Origin of the sequence: Corynebacterium falsenii, from assembly GCF_020099275.1 — a bacterium.
GTDB lineage: Bacteria > Actinomycetota > Actinomycetes > Mycobacteriales > Mycobacteriaceae > Corynebacterium > Corynebacterium falsenii.
Map to the genome: position 1 here is coordinate 2012625 of NZ_CP083646.1, position 23302 is coordinate 2035926.

A 23302-nucleotide genomic window follows, 5' to 3' on the forward strand; every position below is an offset into this window, starting at 1 on the left:
CGACAACGCGTGTACCGCGCCCCGCCGATGTAGGCCAACCCCGCTCAACCACCAGCCTTGAAAGGAGCTCCACCGTGAGCCACGAACAACTGCCCCAGTCCCGGCACCTCAACACTGAGATCCCCGGACCGCGCTCCCAAGAACTGACTGCGCGAGCTCATTCGGTCCTTCCTGCAGGGCTCGGTAGCGCACAAACAACATGGGCAGTTCGAGCGGGCGGAGGAATCGTCGAGGATGTCGATGGCAACCGCCTCATCGACCTCGGCTCGGGCATCGCAACCACAACCGTGGGCAACGCCGACCCCCGGGTCGTGACAGCAGCAAACGCCCAGGCCGAGCGGCTGACACACACATGCTTCCTCAACCATCCGTACGAGCCCTACCTCGACCTCGCCGAACGACTCGTGAAGCTCACCCCTGGTGATCACGATAAGCGCGCCGCGCTGTTCTCCACCGGTGCCGAAGCTCTCGAAAACGCCGTGAAATATGCCCGCGCCTTCACGGGCAAGGCTGGGGTGATCGTCTTCGACCATGCTTTTCACGGACGCACCAACATGACAATGGCGATGACGGCGAAGAACAATCCCTACCGCAAGTCCTTCGGACCCTTCCCCGGCGAAGTGTACCGCGCCCCCAGCCCCTACCCCTTCCGTTGGCCCAGCGGTCCTGACAATGCGGGCGCAGAGGCTCTAAAGCAACTCGAACTCATCGTGGATTCACAGGTGGGAGCGGATTCCATCGCGTGTATCGTCATGGAGCCCATCCAAGGCGAAGGCGGTTTCATCGTTCCACCCCAGGGCTTCCTCAAGCAGCTCTCGGAGTTCTGCCGTGACCGCAACATCCTCTTCGTTGCCGATGAAGTCCAAACCGGCATTGCTCGCACCGGCACCATGTTCGCGGTGGAGCACGACGGTGTGGTGCCGGACATCATGACGTTGGCGAAAGGCCTCGGAGGCGGCTACCCCATCGCAGCTGTGGTTGGCCGCGCCGACATCATGGATGCCGCCCACCGCGGAGGCATTGGCGGAACCTATGCAGGCAATCCCGTAGCCTGCGCTGCTGCGCTCGAGGTTTTGCGCCAGTGCGAAGAGGAGAACCTCCCCCAGCGTGCCGCCGACATTGGCGAGATCATTACCGCCAAGCTCACGGCTGCGCAAGAGACCAATCCTCTCATCGGAGAGGTTCGCGGACGTGGCGCAATGATCGCCGCTGAAATCGTTACTGGCACGGGTGACTCGCACGGCGCCGGGGATCCGAACCCTGCCAAGGTCGCCGATGTCGCCCGAGCGTGTGAACGCAACGGAGTTCTCGTCCTCACCGCCGGAACCCACGGCAACGTGCTGCGCCTGCTGCCCCCGCTGTCAATTTCCGACGACCTGCTCAACGAAGCCCTCGACATCCTGGTCACCGAGCTGGCTCGCTAACCCTCCGCTCCCCCTCCGTTCACTCTCGGCTAGCCCTCCGCTCACTCTCAACCGCAAAGGAGCTTTTCTTTCGATGGCACCAATCGAACTCAACCACTTCATCAACGGAGAATGGATTCCCGGCGAAGGCAAGGAACTCGTCTCCACGTCCCCCACGCGCCCCAGCGACGTGGTCGCCTCCGGGCATTACGCAACATCCGAACAGGTGGAAGCGGCAATCACTGCAGCCCACGAGGCCAAGCGCCACTGGGCTTCCGAACCCATGGCCGCCCGAGCGGACATCCTCACCAAAGCCGCAGACATTATCCGCAGCAACGCAGAAGACTGGGGTCGCGAGCTCAGCCTCGAGGAGGGCAAGACTCTCCCGGAAGGCATTGGCGAGGTCAACCGAGCAGCAGCCATCTTCGATTTCCAAGCCTCCGAGGCCATCCGCGAGGCCGGGGAGATCTACCATTCTCCGCGCCCCGGCGAACGCATCGAAGTTGTCCGCACGCCCGTTGGTGTGGTGTCGATGATCACCCCATTCAACTTTCCCATCGCCATTCCCGCGTGGAAGGCCGCCCCGGCACTCATCCATGGCAACACCATTGTGTGGAAGCCAGCCCACGCGGTCCCGCTCCTGGCGGTCCGCATCACGCAGGCCCTGGAACAGGCCGGATTGCCGAAAGGCGTGATCAATCTGGTCATTGCACCGAGTTCGCAGGCAGAGGCCATGCTGGTTGATCCGCGCATCGCGGCTGTGACGTTTACGGGTTCGACGCGCGTTGGCCGCGCCATCGCCTCCCAGTGCGCGGCGCACGGCATCCCGGTTCAGGCTGAAATGGGTGGGAAGAATCCAGCGATCGTCCTGGCTGATGCCAATGTGCCCTTCGCCGCCACACAGGTCCTCAACGGGGCGTTCAATTCGACGGGCCAGAAATGCACCGCCACCTCGCGCGTTGTCGTGGTCAAGGACATCGCGGAGGAATTCACCGAGGAACTCCTGGCGCAGCTCAAGGAAAGGCGGACCGGCGATCCTCTCGAATCCGGTATCTCCATGGGCCCTATGATCGACGCCACATCCCGCGACAACGCCTTGGCCGCTGTGGACCGTAACGCGGGCGATCAATCACGTGTGCTTGCAGGGGGCGCTATCCCCAGGATCCCCGGCTGTGACGGTGGGTACTTCTTGGAGCCAACGGTCGTCCGCATCGATTCGACTGGCAATGAGTTGTGGCAGGAAGAGCTCTTTGCGCCGGTCCTCGCGTTGCTCGTAGCGGACAATGATGACGAAGCGTTCAAGGCCGCTGCCGAAGGCGATTATGGATTGTCGGCTGCGGTGTTTACCAACAGCCTCAATGCGACATTTGATTCCCTCGATCATCTCGATGTCGGCATTCTGCACGTGAATTCGGAAACTGCCGGTGCGGATCCGCACGTACCGTTCGGTGGCGCTGGGGCATCGGGTTTGGGCCCCAAGGAACAGGGCCGCGCTGCCCGCGAGTTCTTTACCCACACCACAACGCTGTACCTGGGTAGGCAGCCCCGCTAGGAGGAACGGTTGGCAATGCGCATCGCCAGCCACAGCTCAGCTCTCAAGTCTGGATCCTCCAAGCTGCAGTCAAGGATTTCCTCGATCAGTTGCGCCCGAGCGCGTGCAGTTTGGCGATGAACATCGAGAACTCGGGCCATCGCTTCGAATGTCCCGTTGGTGTTGATATACGCAGATGCCGCAGCCACGAGGTCCGTCCGGTGCACGGCATCGTAATCCTGCAGAGTGCGGAATGCCCCGCCAGTCAGAATCTGAGCGGCGTGGCTGTCCGAGAGTGTCTCCACGATGGCTTCGTACGTGGGAAGTTCCGCGATAGTCCGTACACGCACTCGTGAGCTCGGTGGGGGCGCTGCGGCTTTCGCCTGTGTCAGCGATAAGGCGGCCTGCCGAAGTTCCGTGCGCTCCCCCACACCGATCCGCATGCGCGGGTAGGTGGTGCGCAGGCGGTTGAACAGGGCACGCGGGACGTCCGCTCGCCCATCGTGGACGGCATAGCATCCGATCGCAGGGCTGTCATTCCCTGGGGCTGCGAGTTTTTCCTCAGCGTCTTGGGTCGTCAAGAAGTGAACTCCCAATCCCAGGAGTTCGCTATTCAGACGAGCCAAGTCAACACTCTCTCCGGTGATGTACACCCCCGTGACGAGGGATTCTTCGGCAAGATCGAACAGCTCGAGGTTTTCCTGGGCCGGGGTGATCCCTTGAATGACGCTGCGCAGTGCCTGCCTGCGCAGCTTCTCTTCAACTCGATGCACGGTCAAAGACCTGGATTGTGACAGGGACACCACGGCGGCGAGAAAGCTCACAAGCAACCGGTCAGTTTCATCGAGGAGGCGCCGCGAGTCCACGATGATGGCTCCCTGCCCCACGACCGCGCCGGTGAGTGGCTGGATCATCCGTATGCCGTGTGGATTAATGGGCGACCTGGCTACCTGGCGCGTGTAGGGAGGCTTGACCAGGGCCTTGTCGACCAGAGCCTTGTCTAGGCTCTCCCCCGTAACCGAGGACGCGCGGACGGCCCCGAGATTGTCGACGATCACGACAGCGGCGTCGAGATAGGTAGCGACCTGGTCGACCGCGCCCTTGAGTCCTGATCTGAGTCCTGATCGCAGTAGCGTTGTCGTGACCTTGCCCTGTTGATCGAGAAGTGCCGATAGCCTGTTGACTCGCGCGGATGTGATGTTCTCGGCGACAGCGCGCACCACCGCAGAAAATGGAGCCTCGGCAGCGACGGCGATGATGGGGAATCCCATTTCTTCACCGTGGTCAACAATGACCTGCGGGATGCGTGCCCAGCGTCCCCCGGTGTCCAGCGCTAAAGCGCAGGCACCGGCCGACTGAAGCGCGTCGATGCGGGAGCGTATCGCATCGGTATCGGTGGCTTCGGGCATGTGATAACCGGAGCTGAGTACCAATGTTCCGGGGGCGATCCACTTGTCCGAATCGTCCCTGTCGATGGCATGCGCCCATTCGATGGGCGTTGTCAGTGCGGCATCGCGGGCACTGAGAATCGTCAGCCCCAAGTCGGTGCGGGAAGCCAGGGAAGCAACGGTCAGCTGCATGCGGCCGCAGCCCCTAGTAGCGCTCCACCGGGTTGGCGAGGTGGCCCAGACCCGGGATCTCAATCTCGATGCGATCGCCCGGAACCATCTCGGCGGTGCCCGCCGGGGAGCCGGTGCAGATCACGTCGCCGGGCAGCAGCGTAAACGCCTGGGATACCCATTCCACGATCTCCGGGATGTTCTTGATCATCTGGTTGGAGTTCGAGTCCTGCTTCGTGGCGGTCTCACCGTCGTGGGTCAGGTGTGCCTTGATCGGCAGGTTGTCGATCTCCATGCCACCCACGTTCGTCTCGATCCACGGACCCAGCGGGCAGAAGGAATCCAGGCCCTTCGCACGCGCCCACTGGCCGTCGGCGAACTGCAGGTCACGGGAGGACACATCGTTGACGATGGTGAAGCCCAGCACCACGTCCTTCCAGTTGGCGCGGTTCACATCCTTGCAGGGCTTGCCGATGACGATGGCCAGCTCGCCTTCGAACTCCACGCGGGTGGCCCACTCGGGGATACGGATCGGAGCCTCGGGGCCGATCACGGCTGTCGGGGGCTTGAGGAAGATCGTCGGCGGCAGGTGCTCTGCGCCCTTCTTGAACACTTCCTGGACGTGGTCGGCGTAGTTGCGGCCCACTGCCACGATCTTGGAGGGCAGGATCGGCGCGAGAAGACGAACGTCCTCAATCGGCCAGGACTTTCCGGTGAACTCTGGTTGACCGAACGGGTGGCCTGCGATCTCGCGGCAGGTGGCACCGGTTCCGTCCGGCTGACCACCCTCCACGGCGACAAAGGCCATGCCCTCGGGGTGTGCAATTCTGGCAATACGCATGTAAAGCGATACTACCGGAGCTTCCCGGAGTTATCTCACCTGCATAGCCCTCAGCGTGTGTCCATTGGCCCGATCAGCCAAAACCAAATACAGCTCGGCCGTGGCCAATGCATCCCCCAGAGCGTTGTGCGATCCGTAGGCCGGAAGGCCGTAGCGCTGCCGGATGCGCGGCAGCCGCAGGTCCTCGCCGCGCGGGAAGGTCGCCATCCGTTCCATGTGTCGGCGCTCGATTTCCAGCGTGTCGACCGTCGGCACTTTCAGTCCGGATCCGTACAGCTTGCGGCACGCGGCCGTGAGGAATTCGCGCTCGATCGGCTCGTAGTGCACCAGCATTGCCCGCCCGGCCAGGGCGGCCAGCAGCTCGCCCAGGACGTCTGAAAGCGGTCGGCCCGTAGCGACGTCGTCGTCCGTGAGCCCGTGGATCGTTGCCGAATGACCCACCGAGCCGTCGCCCGATTCGGGCTTGACCACGTGATACGCCGCGCCGCCGAGGGTGATCGCGCGGCCATCGAGGGGCACCCATCCGATGCTCAAGATGCGGTCTTTGGCTGGGTTCAACCCGGTTGTTTCCACGTCGACGGCCAGCATCGGCAGCTCGTCCAGCGGGGTGTCGGGCCCCGGCGCTGTGGCTGCGTAGTAGTCCGCCAGCGGGCCGGTGGGTTTCCGCGAGCTCTTCCGCGTCAGTGCATCTAACCAGCCCATTTACACACTCCGCACCGGGAACTTCAGCGCCAGGGCCGACTGCATGGACTTGATGATGTGGAACGCATCGCGCAGTGTCTCGCGATCCATCTTCGACAGGCTATTCGGGTTGATGTGGTAATCCGGTTCCTCCCCGGCGCGCAGCTGTGCCGCCTGATGTTTCAGCGTGACCGCAGTGAGGAATTGGAAGGCGTTGATCAGATCCTCCGCCGAGCGTTCCGAGACCGCCGGGGTGCCCGCAGCCGCCCTCAGCCGCGCCACAGTCGGTAGCGATTCCTTGCCTTCGACGATCGCGAACAATCGGCCACATTGCACAATTGCGTGCGAACCTCCCTTCTTGATGTTGAGGGTGTTGCGGTAGTCGCCGGAGCGCTCCACCACCAACCCGCGGAAGATGCCCAGCGGCGGTTCACGGTGCGCCGCCAACCCCGCCAGGTGGGCGTGGAGTCTCGGGGATCCTTGCGCCGACGCCACAGCCTGCGCATGCACCGATTCTGCCAATCGGGCTTCGCCGTGGATTGGCCTCATGTCAAAGAAGGTCTGTGCGTGCAGCAGGGCGTCTGGTTCCGGTGCAGTGATCCACTGGTAGAAGGTCGATTTCCACTGCGATTCCGTCATGCGCCACTGCGGGTTGGTGGCCATCATGTCGCCTGGGCACAGCGCCTGGCCAGCATCGGCGAGGCCGCGGCAGACGTACTCGGCCAACGCGGAAAAGTAGCTGCCGTGTGCGGATTCATCGTAGGAATCATCCAGCACGAGGGCGTTGTCTTGGTCGCTGGCGAATCCCATTTCTTTGCGGCCCTGCGATCCGAGAACCACGAATGCGTAGGGGACGGGAGGTGGCCCGAGTTCCTCCTCGGTGAGGGTGAGCAGCCGGCGAGCCATGGCGTCCGCGACAACGGTGAGCAAGCCGGTCACCTCGCTGGCGCTTGCTCCGCGTTCGAGGAACCTGCCGGCCACGGCCTGCGCGGAGTCGAAGACGCTGCGCATCTCCTCCGGAGTGCGGCGGTTGGACAGATCGGCGGTGAGGTAGATCGGGTCGTTTTGCAGCAACCGCATGATGTCCGCCGAGGCGATGATTCCGGTGACCTGCCCCTCGTCGACGACGGGCAGGTGGTGGATCATCTTCTCCGTGAGCATGAGCATGGCCTCGAACACGAGGGTGTCGCTGGTGGCGGTGGTGAGGTTGCGGGCCATGATCGTCTCGACCGGCTGGGTGATGTCCGTGCCATCGGCCACGCAGCGGCGCATGTCTCGGTCGGTGATGATGCCGAGGAGCTCACCTTCCTCCCCGATGACGAGCAGTGAGCTGACGTTGCGCTCCCCCATCGACCGCGCCGCCTCCTGGATGGTGGTTGTCGGCGCTGTGCTTGCGGGGTTGGGGATGGCGAACTGCCCGAGGCTGGTGCGCAGCACGTCAGAGTTTTTAGCACTACCAGCCCCACCCTGGCCCGCGGAGTGGAGTTGGAGGGCCGCGGCGTGAATACGCGCGGATTGTCCGGCGTAGCTGCGCAAGAATTCGGGGCTGCTCTCCGCGATGCGCTGGAAGTCGGCCTTGGGCAGGCTGAGAAGCAGGGAGTCCTCCACGGCGATCATGGTGTACTCCGATTCCGGGGCGCCCACGAGGGTGGAGTAGCCGAAGCTGCGGCCGGCCTCGCGGCGGTCCAGCAGGATTCCCTGATTATCCAGCACGTCGACAGCGCCGGAGCGGATGACCCACAGGCAATCGTTGACCGCGCCTGCCTCGATCATGTGGGTGCCGCGGCGCACGTAACTCATCGTCATCATGTGGGGCACAGCGGATAGCGTGTCCGCTGGGAGGTGGGCAAACGGGTCGTGTTCAGCGAGGAAATCGCGGATGGCCTCTAGCTCTACGCTCATGGACTCAGAATAACCGTTAGCCTTATAAAACAATGGGGTTTTGGGGGCATGGTGGCGTCAAACACACAAACAAACACACGAACCACGCAAGAGGTACACAACGAGTCAGCCATATTCACCAACGCGCATACTCACGTTGTTGCATAAGATCGTGGGAGGTTGTAACCTGCATCACATGGCCTTGGAACACACAATCATGGTCTCCCTCGCGGAGCGACCCGGCACCGGATACCAGCTCAGCCGGCAATTCGATAAGTCCATCGGCCACTTCTGGTCCACCTCGCACCAGCAGATCTACCGCACCTTGAAGAAATTGGAGGCCGATGGATACATCACACCCACCGACGTCCACCAGGAAGGCAAGCCGGACAAGCGCGTCTTCGAGCTCTCCCCAGCGGGCCATCAAGCATTGAGCGACTGGGTGAGCTCCCCCACCGAGCTGCCACAACTGCGCAACGACTTCGGCGTGAAGCTGCGCGGGGCCGAGCACACCGACCCTGCGACCATGCGCGCGAACGTGGCGCAGCACCGAAAGCTGCACCAGCAACAGCTCGACCTCTACCACCGATATCTCCACACTCAATTTCCCCACCCCGATCAGCTGCAGGGCAGGAAATTGCACCAATACCTCGTGCTCCGCGGCGGCATCCGCACCGAGGAAGCCTTCGTGGACTGGTGCGATGAGATCCTCGCCGCACTGCCCGACTAGCACTCGACTAGCACCCGACTAGCACCCACAAGACCCAAGAGAAGAGACCCCCATGAACGCCCCCGCCACCCCACCCGCCAACACCACCCCCTACCCGCACCTGTTCAGCCCCTTGCGCATCGGCGGCATGACCCTGCCGAACCGCTCCGTCATGGGCTCAATGCACACCGGGCTGGAAGAACGCCCCTGGGACGCGCCGAAGCTCGGTGAGTTCTACGCGGAGCGTGCCCGCGGTGGCATCGGCCTGATCGTCACCGGCGGCATCGCACCCTCCCGCACCGGTCGCCTCATGCCCCTGGGCGCGAAGATGACCAACCACGCGGATGTGCTGCACCACAAGCAGATCACCAAGCGCGTGCACGCCGCCGGAGGCCGCATCGCCATGCAGATCCTCCACGCCGGCCGCTACGGCGTGACCCCATTCAAGGTGGCACCGGGCACCGAGCCCTCCCCGATCCACCCGTTCCAGCACCTGCGCATGACCGATGCCATGATCCGGCACGTCATCAAGTGCTACGGCGAATCCGCCAAGCTCGCACGCAGGGCTGGCTACGATGCGATCGAGATCATGGGCGGCGAGGGCTACCTCATCAACCAGTTCCTGTGCCCCCACACCAACGACCGCACGGACAAGTGGGGCGGAAACACGGAGAACCGGCAGCGCTTCCTCGTGGAAGTCATTAAGGAAATCCGCCGCAAGGTTCCCCGCGACTTCCCCATCATCCTGCGCCAGTCCATCGCGGACTTCGTGGATAAGGGCCAAACGTGGGATGAGATCGCGCTGATGGCCCGCAAGGCCGAGGAACACGGAGTGGACGCCATCAACACCGATATCGGCTGGCACGAGGCCCGCATCCCCACCATCGTCACCTCCGTACCGCGCGCCGCCTTCGTAAAGTTCACTGAGCGGCTGCGCGACGAAGTCTCCATCCCCCTCATCGCCTCCAACCGCATCAACACCCCAGAGGTCGCCGAGGAAATCCTCGAGCGCGGGCTCGTGGACGGCATCTCCATGGCCCGCCCACTGCTGGCCGACCCGCACTTCATGCGCAAGGCCGCCCAGGACCGCTCCCGCGAGATCAACACGTGTATCGGCTGCAACCAGGCCTGCCTGGACCACGCCTTCGTGGGCAAAAAGGTCTCCTGCCTGGTCAACCCGCAGGCGGGCCGGGAGACCACACTGGTTCTCTCACCCACCCGGCACGCCCAGCGCGTGGCCGTGGTCGGCGCCGGCCCGGCCGGTTTGGCTGCCGCAGTCTCCGCAGCCAAGCGCGGCCACCGCGTTGATCTGTTCGAGGCGCGCGACACCATCGGCGGGCAGTTCTCCATCGCCGCGCGCATCCCCGGCAAGGAGGAGTTCTCCGAAACGATCCGTTATTTCACCACTCAGCTGGAGATCCAGCGCGTGCAAGTGCACCTCAATACGAAGGTCAGCGCCCAAGAGCTCATTGATAAGGGCTTCGATCACGTCATCGTGGCCACCGGCGTGACCCCGCGCATCCCCTCCATCGAAGGCATCGACCACCCGAAGGTCATGACCTATGCCGAGTGCGTGCTGGGCTCCAAGACCCCCGGTAAGACCGTGGCGGTCATGGGCGCGGGCGGCATCGGCTTCGATGTCAGCGAGTTCCTCACCACTGACGAATCGCCCACCCTCAACCTCAAGGAGTGGGAGCAGGAGTGGGGCGTAGATGACGACCCGGAGGTCCCCGGCTTCATCACCACGCCACGCCCCACTCCCCCGGCGCGCAAGGTCTACATGATCCAGCGCAAGCCCACCCGCCAGGGCAAGTCACTGGGTAAGACCACCGGTTGGGTGCACCGCAGAGCGGTGAAGATGAAGCAAGTGGAGCAGATCTGCGGCGCCACCTACGACAAGATCGATGACGAGGGCCTGCACCTGTCCTTCCGCAACGAGGAAGGTGCCGTCACAGACCGCCGCGTGCTCGATGTGGACAATGTCATCTTGTGCACGGGCCAGGAGTCCGTGCGCGACCTCGTGGAGCCCCTGCAAGCCGCCGGTGTGAACACGACCGTCATTGGCGGCGCGGACGTAGCCGCCGAACTCGATGCCAAGCGCGCCATCCGCCAGGGCACGGAAACTGCCGCCGCGATCGACGGTGACAACTAGCATGGCGGTATGAAGCTGCTTTCCGCGTCCGACATCTGGTCCCTTTACAGCATGGACCGCGCCATCGACGACTGCGCGGCCGCCTTCGCTGCGGTAAGCGAGCCGCGGACTCTCACTCCGCTGCGCACGGCCATGCAACTCGGTGAGAACCGGACGTTCTTGGTCATGCCCAGCGCCTCCGACGATGTGGGGGCCATTGCCGTGAAAACCATCGGCATCTTCCCCAATAACAGCGCCCACGGTCTGCCCACCTCTCCGGCGACGGTGCAGCTCTACGACACCCATACCTCCCAGCCCCGGGCCTTCCTCGACGGCGCGTCTCTGACTCAGATCCGCACGGGCGCGGCCTCCGGAGTGGCCTTTCGCTACCTGGCCCGCCCCGATTCCACCATTGGCACCGTCATCGGCACGGGCGGACAGGCCCCGGCGCAGGTACTGGCCATGATCGCCGCCTGCCCGAAGCTGCAGACGATACGCATTGTCAACCGCTCCCTCGATCGCGCCCGCGAATTCATCGCATCGCTGCAGTCGTGGGATGTGCTCACTCGCATGGAGTTCTCCGGCAGCTTCGAGCCTTGGTCCAACGCCACTACGGCCACCACTGACTCAGATCTCATCACGGTGGTGACCACGTCCGCTACCCCAGTGTTCACAGCGGAGAATCTCGCCCCAGGGGTGACGATCTCCGGAGTGGGTTCTTTCCAACCGCACATGCAGGAATGCGGAGAAGACGTTATTGCCGCCGCAGACCGCATTTACTGTGATGACGTAGAGGCTGCGATTGAAGAAAGCGGGGATCTCATCGTGCCCCTCGACAGTGGGGCACTCGACAGGGCGCAAATTGATGGATCAATTGGCGAGGTCATCACCGGCAAACTCGCAGGTCGCACCTCTCCGGAAGAAATTGTCTATTACAAAACAGTAGGCGTGGGCGCGCAAGATCTTTGGGCAGCACATTCGATCACTCAGCTCGCCGAAGATAACAATGTGGGAACAAACTGGGGATAGTGCGCGGAAGGAATTTCGGTATTCCCGAAAAACCGATAGTGTCTAACGCAATTGCGTTTCGCTGCTACTGATTTTAGCTGGAGGTTCTTTCCGCCGTGTCTACCGATTCTTCTGATCTGTCCCATCCCACCCCGCCATCCCGCAGGGGAATCTCCCGCCGATCCTTTTTCAAGACCAGCCTCGTAGCTGGTGGCGCTGTACTCGGTGGTAGCTGGCTGGTTGCATGCTCGGACGACAATGGCGGAATCGGCGGTAAGGACAAAAACGGCAAGGATAAGGGAAGCCCCGTTGACGACGGCGCCGTGATCAACGACGATGGCAGCGGATCCGATGCTGCTACTCAGTTGTTCGGCAAGTCCGATACCCTCGCCGTCGCCCCCATGGCGGATCAGGAGGCACTCGACCTCGCTGCCCAGAACCACGTTCCGGTGATCGTGGTGGAGGATCCGCAATCCCCCGAGGGCAAGGAAAAAATTGACTCCACGGTCTCCGCCCTGAAGGCTACCCATGTAGTGCTGCTGGGCGGGTTAACGCGGGGTGGCGTCGACAATAAAGACAAGAAGGACGGCGCCGAGGATAACGGCGTGACCTACTACGAGGCCGACACGGAATGGCCGAAGGACGCCCCCACCAACGACGTGAAGGACGGCGTCAGCGGCACCGCCCTGGCCGGGCCGGAGACCACCCCGGTGGCCAAGGCCAACGCGACGGGCTCGGGCTTCACCGTCCTATCGCTGCTGGCTGCCGATCCGCGCGCCTCCAGCGAGAGCATCGAAGCATCCCGCAGCGATAACAAGATGGTGGGACTCAGCCAGAACTTCGGCACCAAGGAAGAAATGGCGGAGCGCAAGGAGCTGGCCCGCACCGTGGAGCGCCAGCAGCCGGGTGGCGGCGGACTGGTCTTCCCCGGTCGCCACATCATCGCTCTATACGGGCACCCGAGTGGTCCCGCGTTGGGTGTCATGGGCGAGCAGGATGTCAACGCCGCCGTGGAACGTGCCCAAGAGATGGCGGCTCAGTACAACGACCTGGTGAACACTCCTGTCATTCCGGCATTCGAGATCATCGCCACGGTCGCGGCCCAGGAGCCGGGTCCGGACGGCTCGTACTCGAACTACACGGACCCCGCCGAGATTGAACCATGGGTCAAGGCCATCACCGACGCGGGCGGCTACGCGATCATCGACGTGCAACCCGGCATGGAGACGTTGCTGACGCAGGTGAAGTTCTACGAGGACCTCATCAAGTTGCCGAACGTGGGCGTGGCGCTGGATCCGGAGTGGCGCCTTGAGCCCGGCCAGGTTCCGCTGAGCCAGGTCGGCCACGTGCAGGTGGAAGAGATCAACGAAGTCGTGGACTGGCTCGACCAGCTGGTGGCCAAGGAGAAAGGCGAGCAGAAGCTGCTCATGATCCACCAGTTCCAGCTGCAGATGATCCGCAACCGGGAGAACATGTCGACCGGCACGAACAACGTCAAGATGCTCGTGCACTGCGATGGCCACGGTGCCCCGGGCACGAAGATGGACACGTGGGAAGTCGTGCGCGCCGAGCTGCCGCCACAGATCGCGCTGGGCTGGAAGAACTTCATCGATGAGGACCAGCCGATGTTCACGCCGCAGCAGACGATGGATGTGAAGCCGACTCCGGACTTCGTGAGCTACCAGTAAGGAGCGCTGCAAGCTGGTGCGACCACATGGGGCGCCCGCCTCGCGGGAGCAATGCTGGGGCAAGGCCGGCGCAGCTCGCATAGTTCGCATGGTTCACACAGTTCAACGAAGGTTTGAGTAACCGTCACTTTTTCTTAAAGTGGCGGTTTTACTTTTTTGGGGTGACTTCTCAACAGACTCCTTCTTCCTCGTCCTCGGAGCCCTCTTCTGCGCAACCCTCCTCGCAGCCGAGTGTCCGGTCGCGGCGCGTCGCCACCCCATCCCGCCGGGCCTTCCTCAACGCTTCCGCCATCCTCGGTGCCGGACTTGTGGGCTCAGGTTACGCCATGAGCCGTGCGTCCGCCCTCGACCTCGGTAGCAGCACCGGAAGCCTCGGCAGCAGCATCGGCAGCTCCACCGGCCTCATCCCGAATCGCCCGCAACTCACTCACGGCGTCGCCGCTGGTGATGTCCGCGCGGATGGTGGCCTCATCTGGACTCGCGCCGATCGCCCGTCGCGCATGATCGTGGAGACCAGTGCCGATCCCTCCTTCCGGAAGGTTCGCCGCTTCGAGTCCTCCCAGCTCATGACCCCCGATACAGACGGGACGGGCCGGGTGCGCCTAATCGGCATGGAGCCGGGGCAGCGGGTGCACTACCGAGTGATGGCTCAGGATGCAGAAACCGGCATCCTCTCGGCCCCCGAGGTCGGCAGCTTCGTGACCGCACCCACCGCGCACAAGGACATCCGCCTGCACTGGTCCGGCGACGTGGCAGGCCAGGGCTACGGCATTAACCCCGAGATCGGCGGCATGTACGCTTTCGCCACGATGGCCTCGCGCAACCCGGACCTATTTATCCACTCCGGCGACACCTGCTACGCAGACGGCCCGATCACCGCGACAAAGACCCTCGATGATGGCCGCACCTACACCAGCCTGACGTCGGAGGCGAAGAAGAAGGTCGCGGAAACACTGACCGAGTTCCGCGGCCAGTACGCCTACAACCTCATGGACGCTAACTACCGCGCATTCAACGCGCATGTGGCCCAGCTCGTGCAGTGGGACGATCACGAGACCGTGAACAACTGGTACCCGGGCGAGGTGCTGGATAGCGACAAGTACACCGTCAAGGATGTCGATACCCTCTCCAGCCGCGCGTTCCAGGCCTTCCACGAGTGGCAGCCGCTGGACCCCACGATGGCGGTGGACGGTCGTGTGTACCGCAAGGTTTCCTACGGGCCGCTGTTGGACATCTTTGTGCTGGACATGCGCTCGTACAAGGACGCCAACCCGCTAGCCCGCACCGCCCCCGACCAGCCGGGTCACATCCTCGGTGACAAGCAGGCGGAGTGGCTCATCCGCGAGGTCAACGCCTCAACCGCCACGTGGAAGATCATCGCCAACGACCTGCCGTTGGGCATCATTGTCCCAGACGGCGAGGACCAGGAGGGTGTGTCCAACGGCCGCCCTGGCGCTGCCACGGGTCGCGAGGCCGAGATTGGCCGCGTGCTCTCGGGCATCAAGAAGGTGAAGAACGTCGTGTGGCTCACCGCCGATGTGCACTACACCGCGGCTCACCACTACAGCCCGGATCGCGCGAGCTTCCAGGATTTCTCCCCGTTCTGGGAGTTCGTCACCGGTCCCCTCAACGCCGGTGCGTTCGGGCCGAACAAAATGGACAGCACCTTCGGCCCGTCTGTGGAGTTCATTCACCACCCGCCCAAGGACCAGCAGAACTCCTCTCCCCTCAATGATTACCAGCACTTCGGGGAGGTTAATATCGACGCCGCCACGCGCGCCCTGAGCGTCGGTCTGTTCACGACCCGTGGAGCCGAGCTCTGGTCCACGACGATCGAGGCCCAGTAGCTGCCGGAGAGCTCACTGGCTAGCTCCTAGTTGCTAGCCGCGGCGCGGGGCCAGCACATCAGCTGGCTAGCTGCTGACTGCAGCAGCGATGCGGTCGCCAACCTCGGCGGTCTTGATCTGCGAGCCGTCGCGGGAAGCTGCTTCCTCGAGGACGGCCTTCTCGATCTTCTCCGCATTCGCCTCGTCGCCGAGGTGGCGCAGCATCAGCGCCACCGACAGGATCGCCGCGCACGGATCGGCAATCCCCTGGCCTGCAATGTCCGGTGCTGAGCCGTGGACCGGCTCGAACATCGAGGGGTAGGTGTGCGTGGGGTCGATGTTGCCGGAGGCGGCCAGGCCGATGCCGCCGGTCACAGCGCCTGCAAGGTCGGTGAGGATGTCGCCGAAGAGGTTGTCAGTGACAATCACGTCGTAGCGCGAGGGATCCGTGACCATGTAGATCGTGGCTGCGTCGATATGGTTGTAATCCACCTCGACCTCGGGGAACTCGGCGGCGACAGTATCGACCGCGCGCTGCCACAGGCCGCCTGCGTTGACCAGCACGTTGGTCTTGTGCACGAGGGTGACCTTCTTGCGGCGGCCCATGGCGCGCTCGAAGGCGTCTCGGACCACGCGTTCCACGCCGAGCCAGGTGTTCTGGCTGACCTCGCAGGCCACTTCGTTCTCGGTGCCCTCGCGCAGGGTGCCGCCGTTGCCGGCGTAGAGGCCCTCGGTTCCTTCTCGGACCACCACGAAGTCGATCTCGCCGGGGTTCTTCAGCGGGGAGGATGCGCCGGGGTAGAGCTTGGAGGGGCGCAGGTTCACGGCGTGTTCCAGCTTGAAGCGCAGGGGCAGCAGCAGGCCACGCTCTAGCACGCCCGCGGGAACCTGGCGCGGGTCGCCGATGGCACCGAGCAGAATGGCATCGTGCTGCTTCAGTGAATCTAGGTCGTCGTCGGTGAGGACCTCACCGGTGCGCAGGTAGCGGCGGGCGCCGAGGTCGTAGTCGGTGGTTTCGACGTCGTCGCGAACGGCGTTGAGCACCTTGAGGGCTTCGGCGGTTACCTCGGTGCCGATACCGTCGCCTGCAATCACCGCGAGTTTCATTCCATGGACTCCTTTATCTCACCTGTTGGACATTTGCAGTGTATCACGCGGCTCGAGTGCCCGAACGAGCACACGCACCCCCTCCACTACCCTCTCCAGTCACTCCCCTTGCATGCCGGCAATCTCCCATAGTTCAATAAGGCAACCCGAATCTAACTAAGCCCACGCTTACCTTACATATCTGATCCTCATGCACTGATCATAGGTATGCAGTAAGCGCCACAAAGAGCCTGGAGAATGACGCCCCATGTCCCCTATGTCCCCTATGCCAATGAAAAAGACCGCTGCCGTTGCCATCCCCATCATGGTCTTGACCGGAATGTTAGCCACCTGTGGCGACGATTCGGGTACGGAGTCGACAGGGTCGACACAATCGGCCAAGGCTGGCGAGGCGATTGCAGTCACCGCGTCCGATAATGCATGCAATGTTGCCACCACCGAGCTGCCGACCGGCCCGGCAACCTTCAGCGTAAAGAACGAGGGGTCGCAAGCCAACGAGTTTTACGTGCTCACAAAGGCCGGGCGCGTGGAAGGCGAGGTTTCCAATATCGAACCCGGTGATACCCGCACCCTCATCGTGGAGCTGCGCGAGCCGGGCGACTACGTGGCCCAATGTAAGCCCGGAGCGTCCAATACACAGGGCACGAAGAATGCTGAGACGTCAGCACTGGCCACCACACTGAAGGTTTCCGGCGAGGCAGTGAACTCCGCAAATTCCGATTCCGCGCTCGCGGAGGCTGTGTCATCGTACAAGGATTACATCCGCGCCCAAGTGCAAGATCTCCAGGAACTAGGTGGCGATTTCGTCGCGGCCGTCAACGCCGGCGATATTGCCAAGGCCAAGCAACTCTTCCCGGTGGCTCGCACGCCCTACGAGCGTATCGAGCCCGTAGCCGAAGCGTTGCCGAACGATCTCGACCCACGCCTTGACCTCCGCGAAGCCGACCTGGCCGAGGGCGATGAGTGGAGTGGCTTCCACAAGATCGAAAAGGACCTCTGGAACAACAATGCGATCACTGCCGAAACGAAGAAGACTGCAGATCAGCTCGGCAAGGACATCAAGGAATTGAACACCGCCGTGAACTCTGACGAATTCACGATCACCCCCGTGCAAATCGCCACGGGCGCACAGGAACTGCTGGACGAGATCGCGACCTCGAAGATCACCGGCGAAGAGAACGTGTTCGCACACACGGACCTGTGGGATTTCCAAGCCAACCTGGACGGTTCCCGCGCAGCAATTAACTCCTTGGAGACTCCCCTGGAGCAGCGCGCCCCCGGCAAGCTCAAGGAGATCAACAAGCGCTTCGACGCCGTACAGAAGCAGTTGGACAAATACCGCCAGGGCGATGGCTTCATCTCCTACGACAAGGTCGACGCCAAAGGCCGCAAGGATCTATCCAGTGCGCTTGACCACCTCACCGAAGCAGTAGCCGAAGTGCAGGGTGTTGTTGCTCAGCAGAACTAACCCCTGCACTACAGGGAGAGCTTTACGATGACGAACAACACCCCATCCCGCCGAACGTTTCTCACCGGCCTAGGCCTCGGCGCAGGCGCTGGCGCTCTTGCAGCAGGAACCGGGGTCTGGGCCGCCACGGATCGAGCCGGCGCAACCCCATCAGACACTGTGCCCTTCTACGGCATGCATCAAGCCGGCATTGATACCTCGCAGCAGGAGCACCTGCACATCATTGCGCTCGACGTAACCACGAAGGATCGCGCCGCGCTCAAGGCAATGCTTGACCGGTGGACTGACATGTCCGCCCGGATGACACAGGGCCTACCCGCAGCAGGCAATGATGAGTCCCACGGCGCTTCACGGCCAGAGACCGAGGCAAGTCTGTATACGGTACCCGAGGATTCCGGCGAGGCCACGGACCTGGGTGCCGCCAACTTGACCATCACCATCGGTTACGGCCCATCGCTGTTTGATAGGAGATTCGGCCTGGATGGGCGTCGACCAAAAAACTTGGACGTGCTGCCCACATTCCCCGGCGACCAACTACAGGACCGCCTATGCGATGGCGACATCGTGGTACAAGCGTGCGCCAACGACCCTCAGGTGGCGGTTCATGCCATCCGCAACCTCGTACGCGCAGGCTCCGGTGTGGTGGATGTGCGCTGGTCGCAGCTGGGATACGGTCGCGCCAGCTCCACATCCACTGAGCAGCAAACACCGCGCAATCTCTTCGGCTTCAAAGACGGCACACGTAATATCCACGCCGAAGAATCCGGCGAGATGGACTCACACGTGTGGTCCGACGAACCCGGGTGGATGAACGGCGGCAGCTACCTGTGCGCCCGCCGTGTTCGGATGCTGCTGGAGCTGTGGGACCGGCAATCAATGAAAGACCAGCAGGATACCTTCGGCCGATACAAGGGCAATGGCGCTCCGCTCGGCACCAACGACGAGTTCGCAGACGTACCGTTCGATCTGGTCATGGGGCGATCCCCTGCCATCCCCACGACCTCCCACACCTTCCTGGCGCACCCGCGCAACAACAACGGTGCGCGAATGCTGCGCCGGGCCTACAACTTCATCGAGGGATCCGATAACTTCGGGCATCTCTCGGCGGGATTGTTCTTCATCGCTTTCGTTGCTAATCCAGCGACCGGGTTCATTCCGGTGCAGATGGCTCTATCCCGCAACGACAAGATGAACGAATACGTGCGCTATGAGTCCTCAGCAGTGTTCGCGTGCCCGGCTGGGCTGCGGGAAGGACAGAAATGGGGCGACCAGCTGTTTGGCTGATCGCCCCTTGGGGGTTGCGCTGTTGAGCTCTTGTTGGTGACTCGCGCTCGCCGGCGCCGATCTGGGCGCCGAGCTAGCGGTTAGAAGTCCAGCAGGAAGGCGTTCTCGGCGCTGAGCTGCTCCTTGACCTCAGCGAGGAGCTCCTGCGGGATCTCCTTGTCCACGCGCAGCACCAGCGTGGCGCTTTCCTCGCCGGTGTTCGGGGACAGCGCTGCGGCGTCGATGTTGATGCCGTTACTGCCCAGCGTGGTGCCGACCTTGCCCAGGGCACTGGGCTGATCCGGGTACACGAGGAACAGGTTGGAGCCCTGCGCGCGCAGGTCCAGGCCACGGTTGTTGATGCGCACGATCTTGTCTACGCGCTCCAGGCCGGTCAGCGCACCGGCGACGGTGGCGGTGGCGCCATCGGCGCCCACGACCTGAACCTCCAGCACGGAGCGGTGGCTCACGGACTCGTCGTAGGTGGTGACCTCCAGGTGCACGCCGCGCTCTTCGGCGATCTGCGGAGCATTGACGAAGGTCACCTGCTCCTCGATCACGCCGCTGAACACGCCGCGCAGAGCAGCCAGGCCCAGCGCGTCGACGGACTCGCTGGACAGCTCGCCGCGGGCGGTGACGTTCACGGACGTCGGTGCGCTGTTGAGCAGCTCGGCTGCCACGCGGCCGAGGTTGGTGGCCAGGTTCAGCCACAGAGCAACTTCCTCAGAGACGCGACCGCCAGAAACGTTCACAGCATCCGGCACGAAGTCGCCAGCCAGGGCACGCAGCACAGACGCCGCAACGTCCGTACCTGCACGATCCTGCGCCTCCACGGTGGATGCGCCCAGGTGCGGGGTGACCACAACTTCGTCGAGCTCGAACAGCGGGGAGTCGGTGCAGGGCTCGGATGCGTACACGTCGAAGCCTGCGCCGCGGATGTGGCCGGACTTGATGGCGTCGGCCAGCGCCTGCTCATCGACCAGTCCGCCGCGGGCGGCGTTGATGATGATCTGGCCCTTCTTGGCCTTAGCCAGCAGGTCCGCGTTGAACATACCCGCGGTTTCCTTGGTCTTGGGCAGGTGGATCGTGACGAAATCGGAACGGCTCATGAGCTCTTCGAGCTCTACCAGTTCGACGCCCAACTGGGCTGCACGTGCCGGGTTGGCATAGGGATCGTAAGCGATGATGTCGGTCTCGAAGGCCGCCAGGCGCTGGGCAAACAGCTGGCCGATGTGACCGAAGCCGACGATGCCGACGGTCTTGCCGAGGATCTCGACGCCTTTGAAGGAGGAACGCTTCCACTCACCGTCGCGCAGGGTCTTGTCCGCAGCGGGGATCTGGCGGGCGGTGGACAGCAGCAGGCTGATGGCGTGCTCGCAGGCGGAGTGGATGTTGGAGGTCGGAGCGTTGGCGACCATCACGCCGCGGGCGGTGGCGGCGTCGATGTCCACGTTGTCCAGGCCCACGCCGGCGCGGCCGACGATCTGCAGCTTGGGCGCTGCCTCGAGAACCTCGGCGTCCACCGTGGTGGCGGAGCGAACGAGCAACGCGTCTGCGTCTGCTACTGCCTTGAGCAGTTCGGGGCGGTTGGGGCCATCGACCCAGCGGACTTCTACGGAATCTCCCAGCGCATCTACGGTGGACTGGGCAAGTTTATCGGCGATGAGGACTACCGGACGGGTGTTGCTCACGAAAGTTTCTCCTGAAGTGGAAAATGCTGCCCATTCGAGCTGGAACGACCGCGCCAACTCGGATGAGGACCACGCCTTCCCAAGTGTGGCGTGCGACGCATTACAGCATATCCTTTAACTCCTCATCGCTCAGCATGGCCTCCCCCAATTTGCGCATGATCGCATAACCATCAATGTTGACGCCGATGAGGACGACCTCCGTTACAGGGGTCCGATCGGTGCCCTTCCAGTACGCCACCGGCTGAATGCGCAGGTCAGGGCCAGCCTGGTGCCAGAGCTGTACCATCTCGAGTTGATCGGCCACCCAGCAATAGCCCTTGGAGCGAACTAGACCGCTTGTACTACGTAGGACGTTGATTAGCCGCTGCCGATCGAAGGGCCGATCCCCTCGAAAGACTACGGAACTGATGCCGTATTCCTCCGTCTCGGGAGTGTGCGGATTGGCGAGCTCGTCGAGGTATCCCTCGTAGGTGCGCGCCGTCGCCTCACTGTAGAGGTGTGCGCCGAGGATCGCCTCGGTCGCTGGGATGCGCCGCTCGCCTCGATCCTCGCCGACATCCTCGCCGCACCCATCGTCGACGCCACCCCCAGCCTCCCCAACGACCACCTCGCCATCGACCATCCGTTCCACCCTTGCCCGCGGGTTCATCCGACGCACGAGCTGTTCCACCCGGTGATAGATCGCCTCAGAGACCAGATCGGATTTAGTGATGTAAATGAGGTCCGCGAACTCCACCTGGTCGACGAGGAGATCTGCAATCATCCGTTCATCATCGGCAGTGGCAGGCATGTTGGCGTCGAATAAAGAACGTTTCTGGCTGATATGGGTGAGGAAGCTGGTGGCGTCGACGAGAGTAACCATCGTGTCGATTGGGGCGATATCGGCGAGGCGGGTGCCGTCCTCCCACGTCCATTCGAAGGTGGCGGCGACGGGCATGGGCTCGGAGATGCCGGTGGATTCGATGAGAATGTGGTCGAAGCGGCCGGAACGGGCGAGCGTGCCGACGGACTCGATGAGGTCTTCGCGCAGCGTGCAGCAGATGCAGCCGTTGGTGAGCTCGACGAAGCGGTCCTCGCCGCGGGTGAGGTGGCCTTCGCCGGCGATGAGTGCGGCGTCGATGTTGACTTCGGAGAAGTCGTTGACGATGACCGCGACGCGCTTGCCATGGCGGTTGGCGAGGACGTCGTTGAGGAGGGTGGTTTTGCCGGCGCCGAGGAAGCCGGAGAGGACGGTGACGGGGGTTGGCTGGGCTGGGCGGGCTGAGTGGGCTGGTTGGGCTGGGGTTTGCTGGGCTGGATTTTGCTGGGGCGAGTTCGGCGAATCGTTCATGTCGATAACCTAACCCATTGTTGGAAACGGTTTTCACTTGGGGTGCCGTCTGGAGTGCGGAGCTTGGGCGGCTGTTTGACACGAACTGTTGCGGCTGGCAGTGGCCAGGCTCGACGGCCCAGAGGCTGCTACAGTTGCGATACTCAGGCAACAGAGCGCCCACAACACACGTCAGAAGCAGCGAGGACTATGACTCCCTCACCAGCCGACACTCCAGCCGACACTCCAGCTCACACACGGAACCACACAACGGCCTCCCGAGATACCGTCGACCAGTCGGTGAAGCCGGTGTGGATTCTTGTCGCGTTGACGTCCTACACGGCGGTCATGGTGGCGCTGACGACACTCAAGGCGTTCTACCGCATCGGCTATTTGTGGAATCCGGCGAATCAGCGACGTCGAGGCCTGTCGCTCATCCCGTTCGATGAGCTGCGGAGTACCCACTCGTGGTTCGGCCCGGTCTTTGAGTTCGGCGGAAACATCGCATTCTTCGTGCCGTTCGGGATCCTGATTTACGTGCTGCTTTACCGAATGGGCGGGCAGCATCCGATCCGGAACACGGTCATCATCGGCGCGTTTGCCAGCATTCTCATGGAGACGGCGCAATATGTGTTCGCTCTGGGCTACACGGATATCGACGACCTCATGATGAACACCCTCGGTGCTCTTATTGGTGCCGGAGTGGCGAAATTGTGTGGAGTTCGCTTCCACAAGGTGTGGGTGTGGCTCGCGATTGCGCTGGGTGTGATTTTTGCGATCCTGGTGGGATTGGGCGACCGGCTTGGCGATCCCAACAAGGTGGTGGACGTCTAGCCGAGGCTAGAATTCCGCAGGGCAGGCTCCGCAGGGCCAGAATCCGCGGGCCTGAAATCCCGCGGGGCCAGGTCCCGCGGGCCCTCTACCCCCCCATGTAGCACATGTGCTGCGAAATGTTGTACCGAAGGGGTACGTTTGGAGCCCGAAAATGTACATTTCGAGCAATCTTTTCGCTTCACATCTGCTACCGTGTCGATTTCGGGGTCGATTCCAAGCACATGCTAGGTCTAAGACGCCAAAACGCCCCTGGCGCACGAGGCGCCAGGGGCGTGATGAGGTTGCGACCCGCTCTGGCGGTGTCGCTGAGCACTCAAGCGGTGCACTGGGGCGGTGTCGCTGAGCACTCAAGCGATGCGCTGAGACAGCACG

General features: G+C 63.0%; 17 protein-coding genes. 10 read left to right on the plus strand and 7 right to left on the minus strand.

The window, feature by feature from the left end; all coding sequences use genetic code 11:
• Window positions 1-89: 89 nt before the first annotated feature.
• Together gabT and LA343_RS08840 are read left to right on the plus strand one after the other, a co-directional pair.
• Window positions 90-1424, plus strand: coding sequence for a 4-aminobutyrate--2-oxoglutarate transaminase (gabT, locus tag LA343_RS08835; protein WP_224209247.1), 1335 nt, complete (start codon window positions 90-92; stop codon window positions 1422-1424).
• Between the two features lie 73 nt (window positions 1425-1497).
• Complete coding sequence (locus LA343_RS08840; protein WP_025402968.1) at window positions 1498-2955, plus strand: aldehyde dehydrogenase family protein; 1458 nt, start codon at window positions 1498-1500, stop codon at window positions 2953-2955.
• On the opposite strand, the gene LA343_RS08845 is transcribed toward LA343_RS08840, so the two are convergent.
• The 4 genes from LA343_RS08845 to LA343_RS08860 are packed head-to-tail and all read right to left on the minus strand — an operon-like array spanning window position 2952 to window position 7917.
• The gene (locus LA343_RS08845) at window positions 2952-4514 is read right to left on the minus strand and encodes a PucR family transcriptional regulator (protein ID WP_025402969.1); all 1563 of its coding nucleotides are present in this window, start codon (window positions 4512-4514) and stop codon (window positions 2952-2954) included. The genes LA343_RS08840 and LA343_RS08845 overlap by 4 nt on opposite strands.
• Before the next feature lie 13 nt (window positions 4515-4527).
• A complete protein-coding gene (locus LA343_RS08850; protein WP_025402970.1) occupies window positions 4528-5334 on the minus strand; it encodes a fumarylacetoacetate hydrolase family protein in 807 nt (268 codons plus the stop codon).
• A gap of 30 nt (window positions 5335-5364) precedes the next feature.
• Window positions 5365-6036 (minus strand): exonuclease domain-containing protein, encoded by a 672-nt coding sequence (locus LA343_RS08855; RefSeq protein ID WP_039910937.1) that lies wholly within the window; start codon window positions 6034-6036, stop codon window positions 5365-5367.
• A complete protein-coding gene (locus LA343_RS08860) occupies window positions 6037-7917 on the minus strand; it encodes a DUF294 nucleotidyltransferase-like domain-containing protein (RefSeq protein WP_025402972.1) in 1881 nt (626 codons plus the stop codon).
• 175 nt (window positions 7918-8092) lie between these two features.
• Here LA343_RS08860 and LA343_RS08865 point away from each other — a divergent pair, with 175 nt between their 5' ends.
• The 5 genes from LA343_RS08865 to LA343_RS08885 all read left to right on the plus strand — a co-directional run bounded on the left by LA343_RS08865 (window position 8093) and on the right by LA343_RS08885 (window position 15279).
• Window positions 8093-8626 carry a PadR family transcriptional regulator gene (locus LA343_RS08865; RefSeq protein ID WP_039910938.1) on the plus strand — a complete coding sequence of 178 codons (534 nt, stop codon included), beginning with the start codon at window positions 8093-8095 and terminating at the stop codon, window positions 8624-8626.
• 52 nt (window positions 8627-8678) lie between these two features.
• A complete protein-coding gene (locus LA343_RS08870; RefSeq protein ID WP_224209147.1) occupies window positions 8679-10757 on the plus strand; it encodes an NADPH-dependent 2,4-dienoyl-CoA reductase in 2079 nt (692 codons plus the stop codon).
• A 9-nt stretch (window positions 10758-10766) separates the two neighbouring features.
• Window positions 10767-11765, plus strand: coding sequence for an ornithine cyclodeaminase family protein (locus LA343_RS08875; protein WP_025402974.1), 999 nt, complete (start codon window positions 10767-10769; stop codon window positions 11763-11765).
• A gap of 95 nt (window positions 11766-11860) precedes the next feature.
• Window positions 11861-13432 (plus strand): hypothetical protein, encoded by a 1572-nt coding sequence (locus tag LA343_RS08880; RefSeq protein WP_025402975.1) that lies wholly within the window; start codon window positions 11861-11863, stop codon window positions 13430-13432.
• A gap of 326 nt (window positions 13433-13758) precedes the next feature.
• Window positions 13759-15279, plus strand: coding sequence for an alkaline phosphatase D family protein (locus LA343_RS08885; RefSeq protein ID WP_025402976.1), 1521 nt, complete (start codon window positions 13759-13761; stop codon window positions 15277-15279).
• A gap of 66 nt (window positions 15280-15345) precedes the next feature.
• On the opposite strand, the gene LA343_RS08890 is transcribed toward LA343_RS08885, so the two are convergent.
• On the minus strand, window positions 15346-16365 hold the full coding sequence (locus tag LA343_RS08890) for a 3-isopropylmalate dehydrogenase (protein ID WP_025402977.1): 1020 nt from the start codon (window positions 16363-16365) through the stop codon (window positions 15346-15348).
• Window positions 16366-16636: 271 nt separating this feature from the next.
• Here LA343_RS08890 and efeO point away from each other — a divergent pair, with 271 nt between their 5' ends.
• Both efeO and efeB read left to right on the plus strand, forming a co-directional pair.
• Window positions 16637-17833 (plus strand): iron uptake system protein EfeO, encoded by a 1197-nt coding sequence (gene efeO / locus LA343_RS08895; RefSeq protein WP_025402978.1) that lies wholly within the window; start codon window positions 16637-16639, stop codon window positions 17831-17833.
• A gap of 27 nt (window positions 17834-17860) precedes the next feature.
• Window positions 17861-19117, plus strand: a complete 1257-nt coding sequence (efeB, locus tag LA343_RS08900) for an iron uptake transporter deferrochelatase/peroxidase subunit (RefSeq protein ID WP_025402979.1) — start codon at window positions 17861-17863, stop codon at window positions 19115-19117.
• A gap of 80 nt (window positions 19118-19197) precedes the next feature.
• On the opposite strand, the gene serA is transcribed toward efeB, so the two are convergent.
• Together serA and LA343_RS08910 are read right to left on the minus strand one after the other, a co-directional pair.
• Window positions 19198-20787 (minus strand): phosphoglycerate dehydrogenase, encoded by a 1590-nt coding sequence (gene serA / locus LA343_RS08905; protein WP_025402980.1) that lies wholly within the window; start codon window positions 20785-20787, stop codon window positions 19198-19200.
• A gap of 100 nt (window positions 20788-20887) precedes the next feature.
• Window positions 20888-22117: a GTP-binding protein gene (locus LA343_RS08910; protein ID WP_025402981.1), complete on the minus strand. Its 1230-nt coding sequence runs from the start codon at window positions 22115-22117 to the stop codon at window positions 20888-20890.
• A gap of 327 nt (window positions 22118-22444) precedes the next feature.
• Here LA343_RS08910 and LA343_RS08915 point away from each other — a divergent pair, with 327 nt between their 5' ends.
• Complete coding sequence (locus tag LA343_RS08915) at window positions 22445-22930, plus strand: VanZ family protein (protein WP_052337662.1); 486 nt, start codon at window positions 22445-22447, stop codon at window positions 22928-22930.
• Window positions 22931-23302 lie beyond the last annotated feature (372 nt).

Excerpts from the sequence above, each read along its gene's own strand:
- LA343_RS08840 (WP_025402968.1), top strand. The coding sequence starts at position 1,498 with ATGGCACCAATCGAACTCAACCACTTCATCAACGGAGAATGGATTCCC.
- LA343_RS08845 (WP_025402969.1), bottom strand. The coding sequence starts at position 4,514 with ATGCAGCTGACCGTTGCTTCCCTGGCTTCCCGCACCGACTTGGGGCTG.
- LA343_RS08850 (WP_025402970.1), bottom strand. The coding sequence starts at position 5,334 with ATGCGTATTGCCAGAATTGCACACCCCGAGGGCATGGCCTTTGTCGCC.
- LA343_RS08855 (WP_039910937.1), bottom strand. The coding sequence starts at position 6,036 with ATGGGCTGGTTAGATGCACTGACGCGGAAGAGCTCGCGGAAACCCACC.
- LA343_RS08860 (WP_025402972.1), bottom strand. The coding sequence starts at position 7,917 with ATGAGCGTAGAGCTAGAGGCCATCCGCGATTTCCTCGCTGAACACGAC.
- LA343_RS08865 (WP_039910938.1), top strand. The coding sequence starts at position 8,093 with ATGGCCTTGGAACACACAATCATGGTCTCCCTCGCGGAGCGACCCGGC.
- LA343_RS08870 (WP_224209147.1), top strand. The coding sequence starts at position 8,679 with ATGAACGCCCCCGCCACCCCACCCGCCAACACCACCCCCTACCCGCAC.
- LA343_RS08875 (WP_025402974.1), top strand. The coding sequence starts at position 10,767 with ATGAAGCTGCTTTCCGCGTCCGACATCTGGTCCCTTTACAGCATGGAC.
- LA343_RS08885 (WP_025402976.1), top strand. The coding sequence starts at position 13,759 with ATGAGCCGTGCGTCCGCCCTCGACCTCGGTAGCAGCACCGGAAGCCTC.
- LA343_RS08890 (WP_025402977.1), bottom strand. The coding sequence starts at position 16,365 with ATGAAACTCGCGGTGATTGCAGGCGACGGTATCGGCACCGAGGTAACC.
- efeO (WP_025402978.1), top strand. The coding sequence starts at position 16,637 with ATGAAAAAGACCGCTGCCGTTGCCATCCCCATCATGGTCTTGACCGGA.
- efeB (WP_025402979.1), top strand. The coding sequence starts at position 17,861 with ATGACGAACAACACCCCATCCCGCCGAACGTTTCTCACCGGCCTAGGC.
- LA343_RS08910 (WP_025402981.1), bottom strand. The coding sequence starts at position 22,117 with ATGAACGATTCGCCGAACTCGCCCCAGCAAAATCCAGCCCAGCAAACC.
- LA343_RS08915 (WP_052337662.1), top strand. The coding sequence starts at position 22,445 with ATGGTGGCGCTGACGACACTCAAGGCGTTCTACCGCATCGGCTATTTG.